Annotated in this window: 13 protein-coding genes, 1 other RNA gene, 1 pseudogene, 1 riboswitch and 1 other annotated feature; of the genes and pseudogenes, 4 read left to right on the top strand and 11 right to left on the bottom strand. The window is 51.2% G+C overall.

Annotated elements, in window-relative coordinates:
- Window positions 1-77: 77 nt before the first annotated feature.
- The 6 genes from tpiA to QZQ46_RS04390 all read right to left on the bottom strand — a co-directional run bounded on the left by tpiA (window position 78) and on the right by QZQ46_RS04390 (window position 6,812).
- A complete protein-coding gene (tpiA, locus tag QZQ46_RS04365) occupies window positions 78-839 on the bottom strand; it encodes a triose-phosphate isomerase (RefSeq protein ID WP_296827178.1) in 762 nt (253 codons plus the stop codon).
- A 115-nt stretch (window positions 840-954) separates the two neighbouring features.
- Entirely contained in the window at window positions 955-2,136 is a 1,182-nt protein-coding gene (gene pgk / locus QZQ46_RS04370) for a phosphoglycerate kinase (RefSeq protein WP_062411261.1), read from the bottom strand.
- 19 nt (window positions 2,137-2,155) lie between these two features.
- Window positions 2,156-3,178 carry a sugar-binding transcriptional regulator gene (locus tag QZQ46_RS04375; protein WP_225070068.1) on the bottom strand — a complete coding sequence of 341 codons (1,023 nt, stop codon included), beginning with the start codon at window positions 3,176-3,178 and terminating at the stop codon, window positions 2,156-2,158.
- Between the two features lie 42 nt (window positions 3,179-3,220).
- Window positions 3,221-4,744, bottom strand: coding sequence for a 2,3-bisphosphoglycerate-independent phosphoglycerate mutase (gene gpmI / locus QZQ46_RS04380; protein WP_296827181.1), 1,524 nt, complete (start codon window positions 4,742-4,744; stop codon window positions 3,221-3,223).
- 142 nt (window positions 4,745-4,886) lie between these two features.
- Window positions 4,887-5,915: a type I glyceraldehyde-3-phosphate dehydrogenase gene (gap, locus tag QZQ46_RS04385; protein ID WP_044505124.1), complete on the bottom strand. Its 1,029-nt coding sequence runs from the start codon at window positions 5,913-5,915 to the stop codon at window positions 4,887-4,889.
- A gap of 135 nt (window positions 5,916-6,050) precedes the next feature.
- Window positions 6,051-6,812, bottom strand: a complete 762-nt coding sequence (locus QZQ46_RS04390) for a YdcF family protein (protein WP_296827183.1) — start codon at window positions 6,810-6,812, stop codon at window positions 6,051-6,053.
- Window positions 6,813-6,989: 177 nt separating this feature from the next.
- Here QZQ46_RS04390 and ssrA point away from each other — a divergent pair.
- Both ssrA and QZQ46_RS04400 read left to right on the top strand, forming a co-directional pair.
- Window positions 6,990-7,340, top strand: a transfer-messenger RNA (tmRNA) gene (ssrA, locus tag QZQ46_RS04395).
- A 135-nt stretch (window positions 7,341-7,475) separates the two neighbouring features.
- Window positions 7,476-7,716 (top strand) — a binding site (T-box leader).
- A 70-nt stretch (window positions 7,717-7,786) separates the two neighbouring features.
- Complete coding sequence (locus tag QZQ46_RS04400; RefSeq protein ID WP_296827185.1) at window positions 7,787-9,142, top strand: MFS transporter; 1,356 nt, start codon at window positions 7,787-7,789, stop codon at window positions 9,140-9,142.
- Window positions 9,143-9,235: 93 nt separating this feature from the next.
- On the opposite strand, the gene QZQ46_RS04405 is transcribed toward QZQ46_RS04400, so the two are convergent.
- From QZQ46_RS04405 to QZQ46_RS04420, 4 genes are read right to left on the bottom strand one after another with little or no spacing between them, the layout of a single operon-like run.
- Window positions 9,236-9,811, bottom strand: a complete 576-nt coding sequence (locus QZQ46_RS04405; RefSeq protein WP_296827187.1) for a GDSL-type esterase/lipase family protein — start codon at window positions 9,809-9,811, stop codon at window positions 9,236-9,238.
- Window positions 9,808-11,283 (bottom strand): tryptophan transporter, encoded by a 1,476-nt coding sequence (locus QZQ46_RS04410; protein ID WP_296827189.1) that lies wholly within the window; start codon window positions 11,281-11,283, stop codon window positions 9,808-9,810. The genes QZQ46_RS04405 and QZQ46_RS04410 overlap by 4 nt, the downstream gene beginning before the upstream one ends.
- Window positions 11,284-11,295: 12 nt before the next feature.
- Complete coding sequence (locus tag QZQ46_RS04415; RefSeq protein ID WP_296827264.1) at window positions 11,296-11,979, bottom strand: energy-coupling factor transporter transmembrane protein EcfT; 684 nt, start codon at window positions 11,977-11,979, stop codon at window positions 11,296-11,298.
- Entirely contained in the window at window positions 11,979-12,794 is an 816-nt protein-coding gene (locus QZQ46_RS04420; protein WP_296827191.1) for an energy-coupling factor ABC transporter ATP-binding protein, read from the bottom strand. The genes QZQ46_RS04415 and QZQ46_RS04420 overlap by 1 nt, the downstream gene beginning before the upstream one ends.
- Window positions 12,795-13,287: 493 nt before the next feature.
- Window positions 13,288-13,382: riboswitch (SAM riboswitch) on the top strand.
- A 99-nt stretch (window positions 13,383-13,481) separates the two neighbouring features.
- On the opposite strand from QZQ46_RS04420, the gene QZQ46_RS04425 reads away from it, so the two are divergent.
- Both QZQ46_RS04425 and metF read left to right on the top strand, forming a co-directional pair.
- Window positions 13,482-14,312: a MetQ/NlpA family ABC transporter substrate-binding protein gene (locus QZQ46_RS04425; RefSeq protein ID WP_296827194.1), complete on the top strand. Its 831-nt coding sequence runs from the start codon at window positions 13,482-13,484 to the stop codon at window positions 14,310-14,312.
- A gap of 102 nt (window positions 14,313-14,414) precedes the next feature.
- Window positions 14,415-15,269: a methylenetetrahydrofolate reductase [NAD(P)H] gene (gene metF, locus QZQ46_RS04430; RefSeq protein WP_296827196.1), complete on the top strand. Its 855-nt coding sequence runs from the start codon at window positions 14,415-14,417 to the stop codon at window positions 15,267-15,269.
- Between the two features lie 166 nt (window positions 15,270-15,435).
- Here the strand turns inward: metF and QZQ46_RS04435 are convergent.
- A pseudogene (locus QZQ46_RS04435) lies at window positions 15,436-15,813 on the bottom strand (transposase).
- Window positions 15,814-15,885 lie beyond the last annotated feature (72 nt).

Consider the following 15,885-nt stretch of genomic DNA (forward strand, 5'->3'; position numbering starts at 1 on the left):
GCAGTCATGCAAAAGTCCGTTATAGACGCAAAAAACCCGCACGAATCGGAAGAGACGTGCGGGGAAATGGAAATCACTTATTTTACAACAGCATTGTTGATGATGGCTAAGAAATCATCGGCTTTGAGGCTGGCGCCGCCAACGAGGCCGCCGTCAATGTCGGCAGAACCGGTCAGTTCAGCGACGTTGCCGCCTTTGACGCTGCCGCCGTAGAGGACGGATACGTCTTCAGCTGCAGCTGCACTGTAGAGAGCTGCCAATTTTTTACGGATAATGGCGCAGACTTCTTCAGCCTGAGCAGCGCTGGCCGTCTTGCCCGTGCCGATAGCCCAGATCGGTTCGTAAGCGATGACGACTTTTTTGATGTCGGCTTCAGAGATGTCTTTAAGAGCATTTTCGATCTGGCCTTCGATCCAAGACTGCATGATGCCTTCTTCGCGCTGTTGCAGCGTTTCGCCGCAGCAGACGATCGGCGTTAAGTTGTGAGCAAGGGCTGCTTTCGTCTTCTTGTTGACCGTTTCATCTGTTTCATTGAAATAGGTCCGGCGTTCCGAATGGCCGAGGATAACATGTGTTACGCCGATATCGACGAGCATGGCCGGCGAAACTTCGCCCGTGAAGGCGCCCTTTTCTTCCCAGTGCATGTTCTGGGCAGCGACATGAATGGCAGTTCCCTTGGTCATTTCAACGGCCGTCGAAAGGTACGGGAAAACGGGAGCAATGACGACTTCAGCTTTTACGTCTTTGGGCATTTTTTCAACGAGGCCCTGGATCGTAGCCTTGGCATCAGCGCCTAAATGATTCATTTTCCAGTTACCGGCAATAATAGTTTTACGCATAATAAATTTTCCTCCTTGGCCAGATCTGCCTGCCTCCTGTCGGTTCAAAACGCGTCGTCATGACGACGGGAGGCACAGGCATCCGGCGTATGTATATGAATAGTTATGAAACGGCTTATTTATCGCTCAAGGCAACGACGCCCGGGAGCTGTTTGCCTTCGAGGTATTCGAGGGAAGCACCGCCGCCCGTCGAAATGTGGCTGATCTTATCGGCAAGGCCGGTCTTATTGACAGCCGAAACGGAGTCACCGCCGCCTACGATGGAAACAGCGTCGGAATCAGCAACGGCTTTAGCAACGGCTTCGGTACCTTTTGCGTAATTTTCCATTTCAAATACGCCCATAGGTCCGTTCCAAACGATGAGTTTCATGGAAGCCAATTCTTTAGCGAAGAGTTCCTGGGTCTTGGTGCCGACGTCGAGGATCATCCAATCGGCCGGAACGGCATCGACGGAAACGACTTTGTGATCGGCATCATTTTTGAATTCAGCAGCGACCATGACGTCGACCGGCAGAAGCAGTTTCGTACCCTGTTCTTTTGCCTGGGCAATGAGTTCTTTCGCCAAATCGATTTTATCGGCTTCAACGAGGGATTTGCCGATGCCATAACCCTGAGCGGCCAAGAAGGTGTTGGCCATGCCGCCGCCGATGATCATGAGATCGACTTTCGGCAAGAGGTTGGAAATAACTTCGATCTTATCGGATACCTTAGCACCGCCGATGATGGCTGCGAAAGGATGTGCCGGGTTATCGACAGCGCCGCCGATAAAGCGGATTTCTTTTTCGAGGAGGAAGCCCGAAGCCATGGGCAGGAACTGAGTAATGCCGGCTACGGAAGCGTGGGCACGGTGGCAGCAGCCGAAAGCATCGTTGATGCCGACTTCAGCCAAGGAAGCGAGCTGACGAGCGAAGTCTTCGCCGTTCTTTTCTTCTTCCTTGTGGAAGCGGAGGTTTTCCAAGAGGAGCACTTCGCCCGGTTTGAGGGCGTCGGCCATGGCTTTCGTTTCAGCACCGACACAGTCGGGAGCGAATTTGACGTCGACGCCGAGGAGTTCAGACAGGCGTTTTGCGACCGGTTTCAAAGAATATTTTTCGACAACCTGTCCCTTCGGACGGCCAAGGTGGCTGGACAAGATGACAGCCGCATTGTGTTCGAGCAAGTATTTGATCGTCGGCAGCGTCTTCTGGATACGCGTATCGTCGGTGATGTTGCAGTTTTCGTCAAGAGGTACGTTAAAGTCTGCACGGACAAAAACGCGTTTGTTTTCGACATTGACGTCGGTGATTGTTTTTTTCATGAATAGGTTCCTCCTCTAATTAAAGCAGTTGTATGATTTTTTCAGCCGCCCCTTCATCAGTAACCAGCGTGCCCGTATGGCAGGCCCGCATGACGCCGACAATTGCCTCGGCTTTGCTGGCGCCGCCGGCTACGGCGATGACGTGAGGGTGATATTTAATTTCTCGTAGTGAGATACCGATATTATTCGTACCGTATAAGATTTTACCGTCGAGGCCGCAGTAGCAGCCCAGGGATTCACCGCAGGCGCCGAGGCTGTGCAGGGCATCGCGCTGAAGCGTCGTCATCCCCCGTTTGCGGGCCATGCGGTCGGCTCGGCCAATGCCGAAGATGACGACCTGGGCCCGGGCGGTCATGGCGACGTTTTCCTGAGTCTGACGGTCAGCCTTCAGCATCATCTGCAGGGCAGAATCGCTGAGGCCTTCGGGAATATGAATCATACGGTATGAACTGTGTGTCTTGGCAGCTACATTAGCAGCAATGTAGTTGGCCTGTACTTCAACGTGGTTTCCCATACTGCCCCGGGCCGGCAAAATAGTAACATTTGCCAGGCATTCCGGCAGCATCCGGGCCACTTCGGCCATGGTCGAACCGCCGCTGATAGCGACCGTATCGACACTGCCAAAGAGGTCGTTTAAGAGCAGGGCACCGCGACGCCCTAACTCTTCCTTAGCCGTCTTATCGCTGTCACTGTCACCGGGGACGATAAAGACATTTTTCAGGCCCAGCTTCTGCCGGATCTGACGCTGTATGTCATCGAGGTTATTCAGGCGCAGGAAGCATTCCAAGAGGTCCGGCATGAGCCGCTTTCCTTCAGGCTCCATGGCAATGCCCAGCGTCGTAAAGCGGACGATGCCGCTGCGGCGCAGGACGTCGACGTGGGACCGGACGACTCGTTCTGACAGGCCGGAAAGGCCGGCTAAGGTCCGGCGCCCGACTGGTTCGGCGTCGGCAATATGCCGTAACAGTAAATATCGTTCCTTAATGGTCCCCATGACATCGGGAGCTATTTTTTGAAAGATACTCAGCGTATCTTGTTCCATCTTACTCTCTCCCTTCGAAATGCGGCAGAACGACGGAGATCATCACTGATCGATCAGGCTCTTGCCTGTCATTTCACTGGGAATATCCATGCCGGCCAGGGTCAGCATCGTCGGAGCGACATCGGCTAAGATGCCGTCGTGGAGATGATCATTTTTGTGTTCTTCACTGACCAAGATGCACGGTACATGATTTGTCGTATGAGCCGTATAAGGGCTGCCCGTTTCGGGATCAGCCATTTTTTCCGCATTGCCGTGGTCCGCAATGATGAGCAGCTGTCCATCGACGGCACGGAGAGCTTCGACGATCTTGCCGACGCAGGTATCGACCGTTTCAACGGCTTTGACAGCTGCTTCAAAGACGCCCGTATGACCTACCATGTCGGCGTTGGCAAAGTTGAGCATGATCATGTCGTATTTATCAGCTTTAATCTGTTCGATAACCTTTTCCGTAACGATAGGTGCATTCATTTCCGGCTGCAGGTCATAGGTTGCGACCTTCGGAGACGGTACTAAAATGCGGTCTTCGCCCTGGTTCGGTTCTTCTTCGCCGCCATTGAAGAAATACGTAACATGAGCGTATTTTTCCGTTTCAGCGATGCGAAGCTGGGTCTTGCCGGCTTTAGCCAAGACTTCGCCCAAGGTATGGGGGATCCGTTCTTTGTCGTATACGACATGGGCCGGAAGGTCATCTTCGTAGCGGGTCATGGTTGCAAAGTAAACGTCCAATTTCTTCGGACGCGGGAATTCAGCAAAGTCAGGAACGACGAAAGCCGTCGTCAGCTGACGAGCCCGGTCGGGGCGGAAGTTAAAGAAGACAACGCTGTCCCCATCTTCAACGGGGTGTTTACGAATGACCGTCGGAACGACGAATTCATCGGAAACGTCGGCTTCATAAGAATGTTTCAAGCACGTGGCTGCATCTGGTTCCTGCGGTCCTTCTGCCAAGGCTACGGCATCGTAAGCTTTTTCAACGCGTTCCCAGCGTTTATCGCGGTCCATGGCGTAATAACGGCCGCTGATGGTGGCGATTTCGCCGACGCCGAGTTCTGCGCATTTATCTTCCAGTTCCTTCAAGAATTCACCGGCGCTGCGGGGCAGTACGTCGCGGCCGTCGAGGAAGGCATGGACATAGACTTTTTTCAAGCCGAAGCGTTTTGCCATTTCGAGGAGGCCGAAGAGGTGTTTTTCACTGCTGTGAACGCCGCCGGGAGATACGAGGCCCAATAAATGGAGGGCCGAATCATTCTTCTTGGCGTTTTCCATAGCGCCGACCAGAGCCGGTTTTTCAAAGAAGGGACCTTCTTTGATGTCTTTCGTGATTTTGGTCAAGGCCTGATAGACGATACGGCCGGCACCGATATTGAGGTGACCGACTTCAGAGTTCCCGATCTGACCGTCCGGCAAGCCGACATCTTCACCAGAAGCACCGAGGAAAGAATGGGGATATTCTTCCCAAAGTTTCGGCAGAACCTTGAGATCTGCCTGGGCTACGGCATTATCTTTTTGGATATCGCTGCAGCCAAAACCATCCATGATGATTAACATTACTGGTTTTTTGTTTGCCATTGTAGTGTTTTACTCCTTTTTGTAGTAAAGAAAAACAAAAGGGGCTGTCGCCGCAGCGACAGCCCCTTTCAGCGCTTTTCGATGTTTCAATCTCATTTGTAACGGGAGGCTGTTTACCCGTCGGGAAATGCGTCGCTACAAATTAGTGTTTGCTGTTGTAATCGTTCATTACGGCAATGAGGTTGAGGACCTTGTTGGAGTAACCGATTTCATTGTCGTACCAGGAAACAACTTTAACGAAAGTATCCGTCAGGGCGATACCGGCTTTAGCATCGAAAATGGATGTAAGCGGGCAGCCGAGGAAGTCGGAAGAAACAACGTCTTCTTCCGTATAGCCGAGGATGCCTTTCAATTCGCCTTCGGAAGCTTTTTTCATAGCTGCGCAGATTTCATCGTACGTAGCCGGTTTTGCGAGGTTAACCGTGAGGTCGACGACAGAAACGTCGAGGGTCGGAACACGCATGGACATACCGGTCAATTTGCCATTCAATTCAGGAATGACTTTGCCTACAGCTTTAGCAGCACCCGTGCTGGACGGAATGATGTTGCCGGCAGCTGCACGGCCGCCGCGCCAGTCTTTCATGGAAGGACCGTCAACGGTTTTCTGAGTAGCCGTCGTGGAGTGAACGGTCGTCATGAGGCCGTCTTTGATGCCGAAAGCATCGTTGAGGACTTTAGCGATAGGAGCCAGGCAGTTCGTCGTGCAAGATGCGTTGGAGACGATTGTCTGGCCTTTGTATGTGTCGGTGTTAACGCCGCAAACGAACATGTCTGCCTGACGGCCGTCTTCACCCTGTTTGGAAGGAGCGGAGAGAACAACATATTTAGCGCCTGCTGCCAAGTGTTTTTCAGCGAGGTCCATCGTGAGGAAACGACCGGTCGATTCAACGACGTATTCAGCGCCGACTTCGTCCCATTTGAGGTTAGCCGGATCCATTTCAGCCGTTACGCGGATTTTTTTGCCGTTGACGATGAGCTGGCTGTTTTTAGCGTCAACTTCAATCGTGCCATCGAAGCGACCATGCATGGTGTCGTATTTGAGCATGTATGCCAGGTATTCAACCGGGCCGAGGTCGTTGATGCCTACGATTTCAATATCATCGCGAGTCTGAGCTGCGCGGAAAACAAAACGACCAATACGACCGAAACCATTAATACCAACCTTAATCATTGTCGATACACTCCTTTTAAAAACGAAAATAACTTTTGTATATAATTCTAAGAACTTAAAGGCCTTGCTACTTACAATGTAAGTATGCCACATCGGGCCGAATTTTGCAATACCATGGACGCTTTACGTCCCAATTTATTGCATTCCCAAAGATGCGGCAGCGATACCGACGTATTCCTTAATGGCCAGGCAAGAATTGAGCAGATAGGCCGATTGCGGTACGACGGTATAAGGCGACCAAATAGGATTCATATTGCTGCGGTAGTCAGACGGATAGGGAATGAAGTCCAATCCCTCTCGACTAAAGAAACGGGATGCCCGCGGCATATGAAAGGCGCTGGTAACGACGATAGCCTTCTTCCAGCCCTGCTGACGGCAAATTTCTTTAGAAAAAGCAGCATTCTCTGCCGTATTTCGACTTTTATCGTCCATAAAGATCCGATTGTCAGGGACGCCAAGGGACAGGAGCATCCGCTTTTCAATATGCGATTCGTTGGCCTCGCCTTCAAGGACGGTGCCTCCGGACAAGAGAATGGGCAGATTCTTGGCTTTTTCCAAGCGAAGGGCCGTCAAGAATCGGTTGGCCGCCGCGCTTCCGACTTGCCCTACCCCGTCAACGTCGGGCACACCGGCCCGAGAGCCGCCGCCGAGGACGATGATGACATCGCCGTCGAGGGCTTCCAGTGACGGTTGTTCATAGGCCATTTCCAAAGGGCGGATGAGGCTGTCTGAAACAGGCTCCGTCGATAACAGGTAGAAGACGGCCGTAATGACCAGCATGGCCCAGCGTCCGGCCTGCTTCTTTCGAAAGAGCCAGGCCGTCAAGATCATAAAGGCCAAAACAATGCCGCCTAAGGGCAAAATCCAAGCGTAAATCCATTTGACAAGATACAACATAAAAGGACACCTTCTTACGACTCCGGTTCGAGTCTTTCCGATGAGAGGCACTATCATAAAAAGTGTTTCTCCCCATCATCGCTACTATTATATCATAAGACTTGCCGGAGACCAGTTGGCAATTTGTAAAATGTATGTTATACTTATTTTGAATCTCTGTCGGGGTTCTACATCCATGGGGATGTAAAGGTTTCGACGTGGATGGTTGTATCATGAATAGCGAGCCGGGGTTTCATCTGCCCGTAAATCGGTGAACCTTTTAAATTAAACGCAAAAGAAAACAATTTTGCTTTAGCTGCCTAAGGGCGGCTAACGTCTCTTGCTGCTAATCCTGCGGGCAGTTTGCAGACGTCACTTAGCGGGATACCACATGGTTTTGCCTGGCAGCCGTGTCGGGAAACTCACAGGCTGGAATCGTCTAGTTTGTCCTTGTACGAAAACGGTTTAAGATACTAACAAGGTCTGCGCTCGGAGAAGTTCATGGGGCTGCATTTACGGACAGGAGTTCGACTCTCCTCATCTCCACCAAAGTCAAAGGACTATCGTCACTCGATAGTCCTTTTTTATTGAAAAAATCCCTATATCCTTATTTTTTCATTCTTTCTCCTTGACAAACCTTTTACACAGGTCTATGATAGGGTGCATAACTTAAACACGATATATTGACATTCGATGACGAGAAAGAGTACAGCTTTGCAAAAGCACACAGCGAGCCGGGTATGGTGAAAGCCGGCAGCCGGAGGAAGCTTGGAAAATCATCTCTGAGAATTGCAGTTGAAATGAGTAAACTGCACCGTCTGATCCACGTTACAGGAAATGCGTATGATAGTACGTTACAAAGTGCCTTGCATGTTTGGCAAGGAATATCGGGTGGTACCGCGGATATAAAACTTCCGTCCCTTTAGTGGGGCGGAAGTTTTTTTATTTCATGTTTATCTTATGACAATCTAACTTATCATTAGGAGGAATGCATCATGGAAAACATCAATTTCGACAGTCTTAAACGGCGGAGAGATCTGCGCATTATTTTACCGGTCTTTCTCGTTTCGATTATTGCCTGCATCGACCGCGTCAATATTTCCTATGCCAAACTGACCATGACCCAGACCCTGGGCTGGCTGTCCCCTGAAGTATACGGTTTTGGCGCCGGTATCTTCTTTGCCGGTTACCTGCTGCTGGAAATCCCCGGTTCCCTCTTTGCCGCGAAATTCTCGGCATCGAAATGGATTGCCCGCATCATGTTTACTTGGGGCGCCGTCAGCCTCTGTATGGCCTTCGTTACGACGGAGTGGCAATTCTACCTCTGCCGCTTCCTCTTAGGCGCGTCAGAAGCCAGCCTCTATCCGGTCATCTATTCTCTCCTATTCCCCCGCTGGTTCACGGCAGCTGAACGGTCCCGGGCGACGTCACTCATGCTTACCTCCCTGCTCCTTTCAACCATCGTCGGTGCCCCCATCGCCGGCGTCCTCTTAGAACATTCCTTCTTCGGCCTCTTAGGCTGGCAGGAACTGTTCATCCTCGAATCGATTCCGGCCCTCATCTTTGCCTTCTATTTCTTACTGGCCGTCAAGGACCGTCCGGACCAAGTCCATTGGCTGACAGACGCTGAAAAAGAATACCTGACGACCATGTATGAACAAGAACAACGAGCCATGCAGCACGTGAAAAAGTATACCGTTCTTCAGGCCTTTACCGATGCCAAGGTATTAAAGCTCTGTTTCATCTACTTTCTCTGGGTCGTCGGTTTCTGGGGCTTTTACTTCTGGATGCCGACAGTCCTGAAAAATCTCTCCGGCTGGTCGACGTCCCTCATCGGCGGCGCTATCGCCATCCCCATGGCAGCGGCCCTCGTCGTCCAATTAATCATCGGCCATACGGCAACGGTCACCGGCGACAAAGTATGGCACGTCTTCGCGGCCCTCACCGTCGGCGCCGTCGGCCTCGGCCTCTCGCCCTTTGCCCATAACATGGGCGTCGCCCTGTTTCTCATCTGCCTGTCCGCTATCGGCATCCACGCTTCCATGGGCGTCTGGTGGACCATTCCGACGACCTTCCTCTCCGGTCCGGCCGCTGCCGGCTCCATCGCCCTCATCAACTCCTGCGGCAACCTGGGCGGCATGTTCGGTCCTAATATGATGGCCTGGGTCCAGGCCCAAACGGGAAGCTTCGCTATGGGCTACTATCTGATGGCCCTGTTCATGTTCAGCGCCGGACTCTTAGTCCTGACTTTGAAATACAAGGTGAACGGCACCGTAAAAGAAGACGTACACCTCGACACGCGAAAGAATCCGACACTGTACGCCGGCACCCAGCCTACCGTAAACCATTAAGATACGCAAAAATCCCACGACCTCTCATGACACCTGAAAGGCTGTGGGATTTTTTTATGACGGAAGGATGAAATTGTAAAGGAGACCGAGATTTTACGCCTTTGGCAGAAATACCTTCAACGCTTCTTGGGCAAATACGGCGTACCCTTCGGCATTGGGATGAACGCCGTCCGCATAGAGATTTTTCCCGGATTTTCCTTCGCCATCCTGCAAAGCCTGATAAAAGTCGATGATAGTGCAGCCCGTATTTGAACTATAATCCAAAAGCCACTGACGGTAGCGGAGGAGAGTCTCATTATGCCGATTCACATCGCCTGCATCCTGCCAGCCATAGTATGCACTTTCCGGTTTAGTCAAGGGCGGGATGCCGATATACACCGGTTCCTCCTGGGATTTTAACAGCGAAACCAAGGTTTCTATATTGCGGCAGACGGCGGAAAAATCCTTATCGAGGAGGATATCGTTGGACCCTCCCATGATGAAGAAGGCATCGTAGCCGACGAGATCAAGCTGGTGCAGGCGAAAAACCATGCCGGCCGTCGTGTCACCGCATTGTCCCCGGTTATCGATTTGAATCTTGCCGCCTGTCGCCACCAAGGTCGTCCACCGCTCTCCCGGAAGCACATCGTAACCGTAAGTCAAACTATCGCCTATACAGAGGATTTTCATGACAGGATCCCCTTTTGAACAGCGGCTACGGCCGTTTCCGCCGAAAGCCACGGCGCATCGAAGCGGCAGCCGGCTTTTTCAAGATCCATTTGGCAGGCAAACATCTTGGGAATCGCACTGGCATAAATATCATGATCGTACATATAACGCAGAGTCGTTTCGACGTCAGCGTCGCTGAGGATATGACCGTGGTCGATGAGAACCAATCGGTTGGCATAAGGCAGGGCTGCTTCCAGCGTATGTTCGACGACGACGATCGTGTGTCCATAGGTTACATTCAAATCGTGAATCAATTCATAGAACTCGTGGGTCCCTTCCGGATCCAGGGCCGACGTCGGTTCATCAAAGACCAGGATGTCGGGGTTAGTCGCCAAGACGTCAGCAATGACCAGACGCTGACGCTGGCCGCCGGACAGCTTGGTCAGGGGCCGCTGGCGATAAGGCAGCATGTGGACTTTTTCCAGTGCTTCCGTGACGGCCTGATCGATTTTATCCGGAGCAACGCCCTGGTTTTCCAGGCTGAAGGCGATTTCTTCTTCAACGGTCATGGCGACCAACTGGCTGTCGTAATCATCGAGCATGGCTCCGACGCGGGCTGCGAGTTTCGAAATCGTCGTCTGCGTCGTCGCTTGGCCGTTGACATAGACCATGCCCTTCATGACGCCGCCGAAATAATGCGGAATGGCACCGGTCATGGCCATGCACAGCGAGCTCTTGCCGCTGCCGCTTTCACCGGTAATGACCAAAAAGTCGCCTTCACGGACCGTCAGATTGACATCATCGAGGACCGGCGTCTTCTGTTTATTATAGATATAAGAAAGGTGTTCCATGGAAATGAGGCCTTCTTGAGCGGGCTTCAAGTCGTACATGCTGTGATCGGAGGCCACTTCTTGTTCTTCGAGAGAATCGAGGATGCCTCGCGATACGAAGAGGCGCAGAGCCGGAAAATACATAATCGGTGTGACGATAGCATTCAAGGCGCCGATGACGACGACCAATGGCAGCATGGCCGTAAAATAGACGACGTTCGGAAGGTCCATGACGAATTTCAAAATAGTGACAAAGGCACCGCCGCTCATGCAGGTAGCGGCAAACCCGGTCAGGACGGGCAGGCAGGAATGGCCCTTCACTTTGATGAAGGCCAAGTTCTTGACGATAAAGGCGCAGGTAAGGGCCCCGACGGGTTCACTGATAAGGTTGCCGTAGGGAAAGCCCGATTTCGACGTCAGAACGTTGACCAAAGCTGCGACGAGACCGATGCCGAGAGCCTGTTTATAGCTGGGCTTGGTGAGGCAAATGGCGACGCAGTACGTGGCAATCGTCCAGTTCGGCGTGACGCCGCCGACACTTGGCGAGACGAGGTGCAAGATCGTGCCGATGGCCAGCATCAGCGTCGTAATGGTAATCCAGCGGAACTGACCGCCCTGACGGTGATGAAATTCTAATTTAGAAATATCTGCTACTTGTTTCATCGAGTTCCCCTCCTATACCAGTCCCTGCATCCGCAAATAAACGATACCGCAGCTCAAGGCCAACATGACAAAAATAACGATGTAATCGCGCCCTTTTGGCTGAACGTTGCTCATAAAACTGTGTTCATGACTGCCAAATCCGCGCAGTTCCAAACTGAGGGCCATCGTTTCCGACCGGCCCAGTGATTTCAGCATGAGCGGCTGGACGACACTCATGTAGTTGATGACTTTCTTAAAGATATTGCCCTTTGTCGAAAGGCCCCGGCAGGCCTGGGCTTCCTGAACGGCCTGACTTTCCGCGATGAAGTCCGGCACGAAGCGCAGGGCCGCCGTAAACATGAAGGCGTATTCATAAGGGATCTTAATCTGCTTGACCAGGGCTGCCGTCAAATCCTGCAGGCGCGTCGTCGTCAGCAAGATGATGAAAACGATGGTCATAGCCAGCATGCGAAGGCCCGTAACGTAAGCCGATTCCATAGATCCCCCGCCGAGGAGTTGGACGACCGCCAAGAAGACGGCGAAAATGATCAGGCTGAATACGGCCTTGATATTGCGCGATAAGTTGCCGCACAGGCCTAAGAGAATGAGTTCAATAACGACCAAACCGACTAAAGGAAGGGGCGTATGCATGACCAGAGCCCAGAAAGAAAAGGCAAAGGTACCGATTAATTTAGTAACAGGAACAAAATTTTTCATCATTGCTTCGTACCTCCTATTCTTTCCAGCATGGCTGCCGTAAATTCTTTCATCGATTTACAATAAGGGAAATCCGGTGCCGCCATGGACAAGGCAACGGCGTCGGGCCGGCTCAGGCCTAAGTCATATAGATCAGGGCGTTTCGTAAACAGTTCTTCCGGCGTCCCGTCAAAGGCCTTGGTATGATTGCCGATGACGATGACCCGCTGACAGTATTCTGCAAAAATATCCATGTCATGACTGATGATGAGGATGGTCATGCCCTTTTGATGAAGTTCGCTCAAAAGTTCCATGAGCTGCTCCTTATCTTCGCTGTCCTGACCACTCGTCGGTTCATCGAGGATGAGATACTGAGTATGCATGGCGATGGCCGAGGCGATGGCAACCCGCTGTTTTTCACCGCGATTAAGGTTGGGCGGATACGATTCGGCAAGGTCCGTTAACTGCGTCGCCTTCAAGGCTTCCTCGACAGCTTCTTGTATCTCGGACTCACTCATGCCCAGCTGCTTCGGTCCATAAGCCACTTCTTCCCGGACCGTCGGCCGAAACATCTGCCTTTCCGGCCGCTGGAAGACGTAGCCGATAAAATGGCTGCGAACGGAGGCATCCTCGCCGTTTATGACCTTACCGTTATATACGATTTCTCCCGATACAGGCTTTTCCAGCCCCATGAGCAGGCGGGTCACCGTCGTCTTCCCGCAGCCGTTGCGGCCGCCGAGGCCGATGAACTCGCCTTCACCGATTTTCACATTCACACGCTCCAATACGGGAACACCGCTACCGTAATTGAAACTGACATCCTTCATTTCCAGCATCTCTATCTCTCCTTCTATTTGATGACAACAAAAAAACCTTCCATCCCTACAAAGGGACGAAAGGTTCAGCTTCTTCCGCGGTACCACCCAAATTGACTCAGTGAGTCCAGCTCTACATGTACGGCCTCACGGCGATACACGTTTCTTTGATAGCGGTGGAAATACACCGTCGCACCCTACTGGTCACCGTTCAGGCCGCATCTCCCGAATCCATTCTATCCGCCGGTCTGCGCCGAACTTCCACTGCCATCGGCTCGCTGTAGCTGCCACAATCGGATATACTCGTTTCGTTCATCGACAACATTTATAATTTGCTTTAGATTATATACTGGCAACGGCTCCTTGTCAAGACGGAAGAACCTCGAAACAGGTCTTCGGTTTAAAAGATAATTTTTTCGCACCGTATCATTTTAAATTGACACCGATTATCGAGTATTTTCTTATTGACAAATTGCCCATTCATGGTAAACTATTACACAAGACAATTGAACGACATTTATCCAGAGCGGTGGAGGGACTGGCCCTATGAAGCCCGGCAACCGATAACACGGTGCTAATTCCTGCGGAAACTATTCCGAGAGATAAAGAATCAAGACCAAGCCTCTTTCTCTTTCGGGAAGAGGCTTTTTTTCATGGATAATGGCGAAGCAAAAAGGTCTGACTATCATATTAACAGGAGGCATACTCATGAAAAACTTCAAAAAACTTTCCATCTTTGCCGCTGCGGCTCTCATGGCCGTCGCATTCTTAGCTGCCGGCTGCGGCAGCGATTCCCAAACGACGGCATCTTCTGACAAAAATGTCACCGTCACCGTCGGCGCAACTCCCGTTCCGCACGCTGAAATCCTCAACGAAATCAAACCGCTCTTGGCCAAAGAAGGGGTCGACCTCAAAGTCGTCGAATTCACGGACTACGTCAAACCGAACCTGGCTTTAAATGATAAAGAACTGGATGCCAACTTCTTCCAGCACACGCCGTACCTCGATAAATTCAACAGCGAACACGGCACCAAATTAAAAGCCATCGCCAAAATCCATGTCGAACCCATGGGCATTTACTCCCGCAAAATTAAAGATTTGAAAGATCTTGCAAACGGCGCGAAAGTCGCCATCCCCAACGACCCGACCAACGGCGGCCGTGCTCTCCTCATTCTCCAAAGTGCCGGTCTCATCACCCTTAAAGACGGCGGCAACATCACCTCCACCGTCCAGGATGTCGTAAAGAACGATAAAAATCTCCAGTTCGTCGAACTCGAAGCAGCCCAGATTCCCCGCTCCATCGACGACGTCGACATCGCCCTCATCAACACCAACTTCGCTATGGAAGCCGGCCTGAATCCTTTGAAAGACGCCCTCTTCCTGGAACCGAAGGATTCCCCGTATGCTAACGTCCTCGTCGTTCGTGACGGCGACGAAAACCGTCCGGAAATCCAGAAACTCGTCAAAGCTCTCCAGTCTCCGGAAGTCAAGAAATTCATCGAAGACAAGTACCAGGGTGCGATCTTGCCGAGCTTCTAATAGACAGACGACACAATCTTCAATATAATAAAGATACAGAAAAGAGGCTGCCTCTATGTAGGCAGCCTTTATCTTCTTATCATCTGAGGGGGAAATTGATGTATGCATACTAACGAGCTTTTTACAAAGAAGACGGTCTTTTCGTTCGAAGTTTTCCCGCCAAAGCGAGATACTCCCATCGAAACCGTCTATCCGACGCTCGATGAACTGAGCAAGATCCGGCCGGACTTCATCAGCGTGACCTGCGGTGCCGGCGGCAGCGGCGGCAACCGTACGACAGAAATCGCGTCCTACATAAAAAAATTGGGCTGTGAAACGACGGCCCATATGCCCTGCATTTACCTTACCGAAGCCGAAGCCCTCAAAACCCTGCAGGATTTGAAAGCCCGGGGAATCGAAAATATCCTGGCTCTCCGCGGCGACGAAACGCCGGGACGGGAACGAGCTCACCGCTTCGAGCACGCCAGCGACCTCATCGCCTTTATCAAAGAAAGGGCTCCGGAATTCAATATCACCGGTGCCTGCTACCCCGAAGGCCATGCCGAAGCCAAGACCGTCGCCGCCGATATCCGCAACTTAAAGACGAAGGTCGACGCCGGCGCCAGTGAACTCATCAGCCAGATGTTTTTCGACAATACCGTATTTTACCGTTTCCTAGAACGCTGTGAAATCGCCGGCATCAAGGTTCCCATCGAAGCCGGCATCATGCCCGTCACCAATAAGCGGCAAATCGAAAACATGATTGCCATGTGCGGCGCTACCCTGCCCATCAAATTCCAGCGTGCCATTGCCAAATACGGCGACAAGCCTGAAGCCATGTACGACATCGGCATCGCCTATGCCGTCGATCAAATCGCCGACCTTCTGGCCAACGGCGTCGACGGCATCCACGTTTACACCATGAACAATCCGGACATCGCTAAGCGAATTGCTGAAGCCGTCAAAAACCTGTTATAAGGCTATCAGTCGCCTCTATCCGTAAAATGGATAACTCAATCAACAGCAATAAAGGTTTTAGCTGAAAGCCAACGTCTCAAGACGTTGGCTTTCACTTCGTTCAAGACACTATCCGCTTCATACATCACGTAGCCCTAAAAGGATTTCCCCATCGCCGCTCCGTTGACTAAAACGAATCTTCATATTCTTTTACACTTAATTTATCCTCCATAATATTTACCTTTTCTTGGTCTTGGATATAATTTCGAATTTTTTCATCCATCCCACAGTAGTTACACAATATCCTTCTGACCAGAAATAGAGATTCCCCTATTTATACTTAAGATTAGCCAACCGGTCGAACATCAGGTATTTTTCCTTTAAGTAATCCCATGAATGTAGAAACACTCAATTTCAATTTCGGTAGGATACTTGCCGACATATGCACCTGGGCGGGCACAAAATGCCCACCCAATGTCTCACTCTTTTGAACAATCACCAGAGTATATCTAGATTGATTGAAAATAATTTTTCATCCATACTAAAATCTTGAAGTAATCAAGATATTTCCATAACCAGTTCATATATGCTAAATTATCAACTTTCTTCTCTATATGAATCACAGTTTCTAGAATAG

Source organism: uncultured Megasphaera sp., assembly GCF_900539295.1.
Taxonomy (GTDB): Bacteria; Bacillota; Negativicutes; order Veillonellales; family Megasphaeraceae; genus Megasphaera.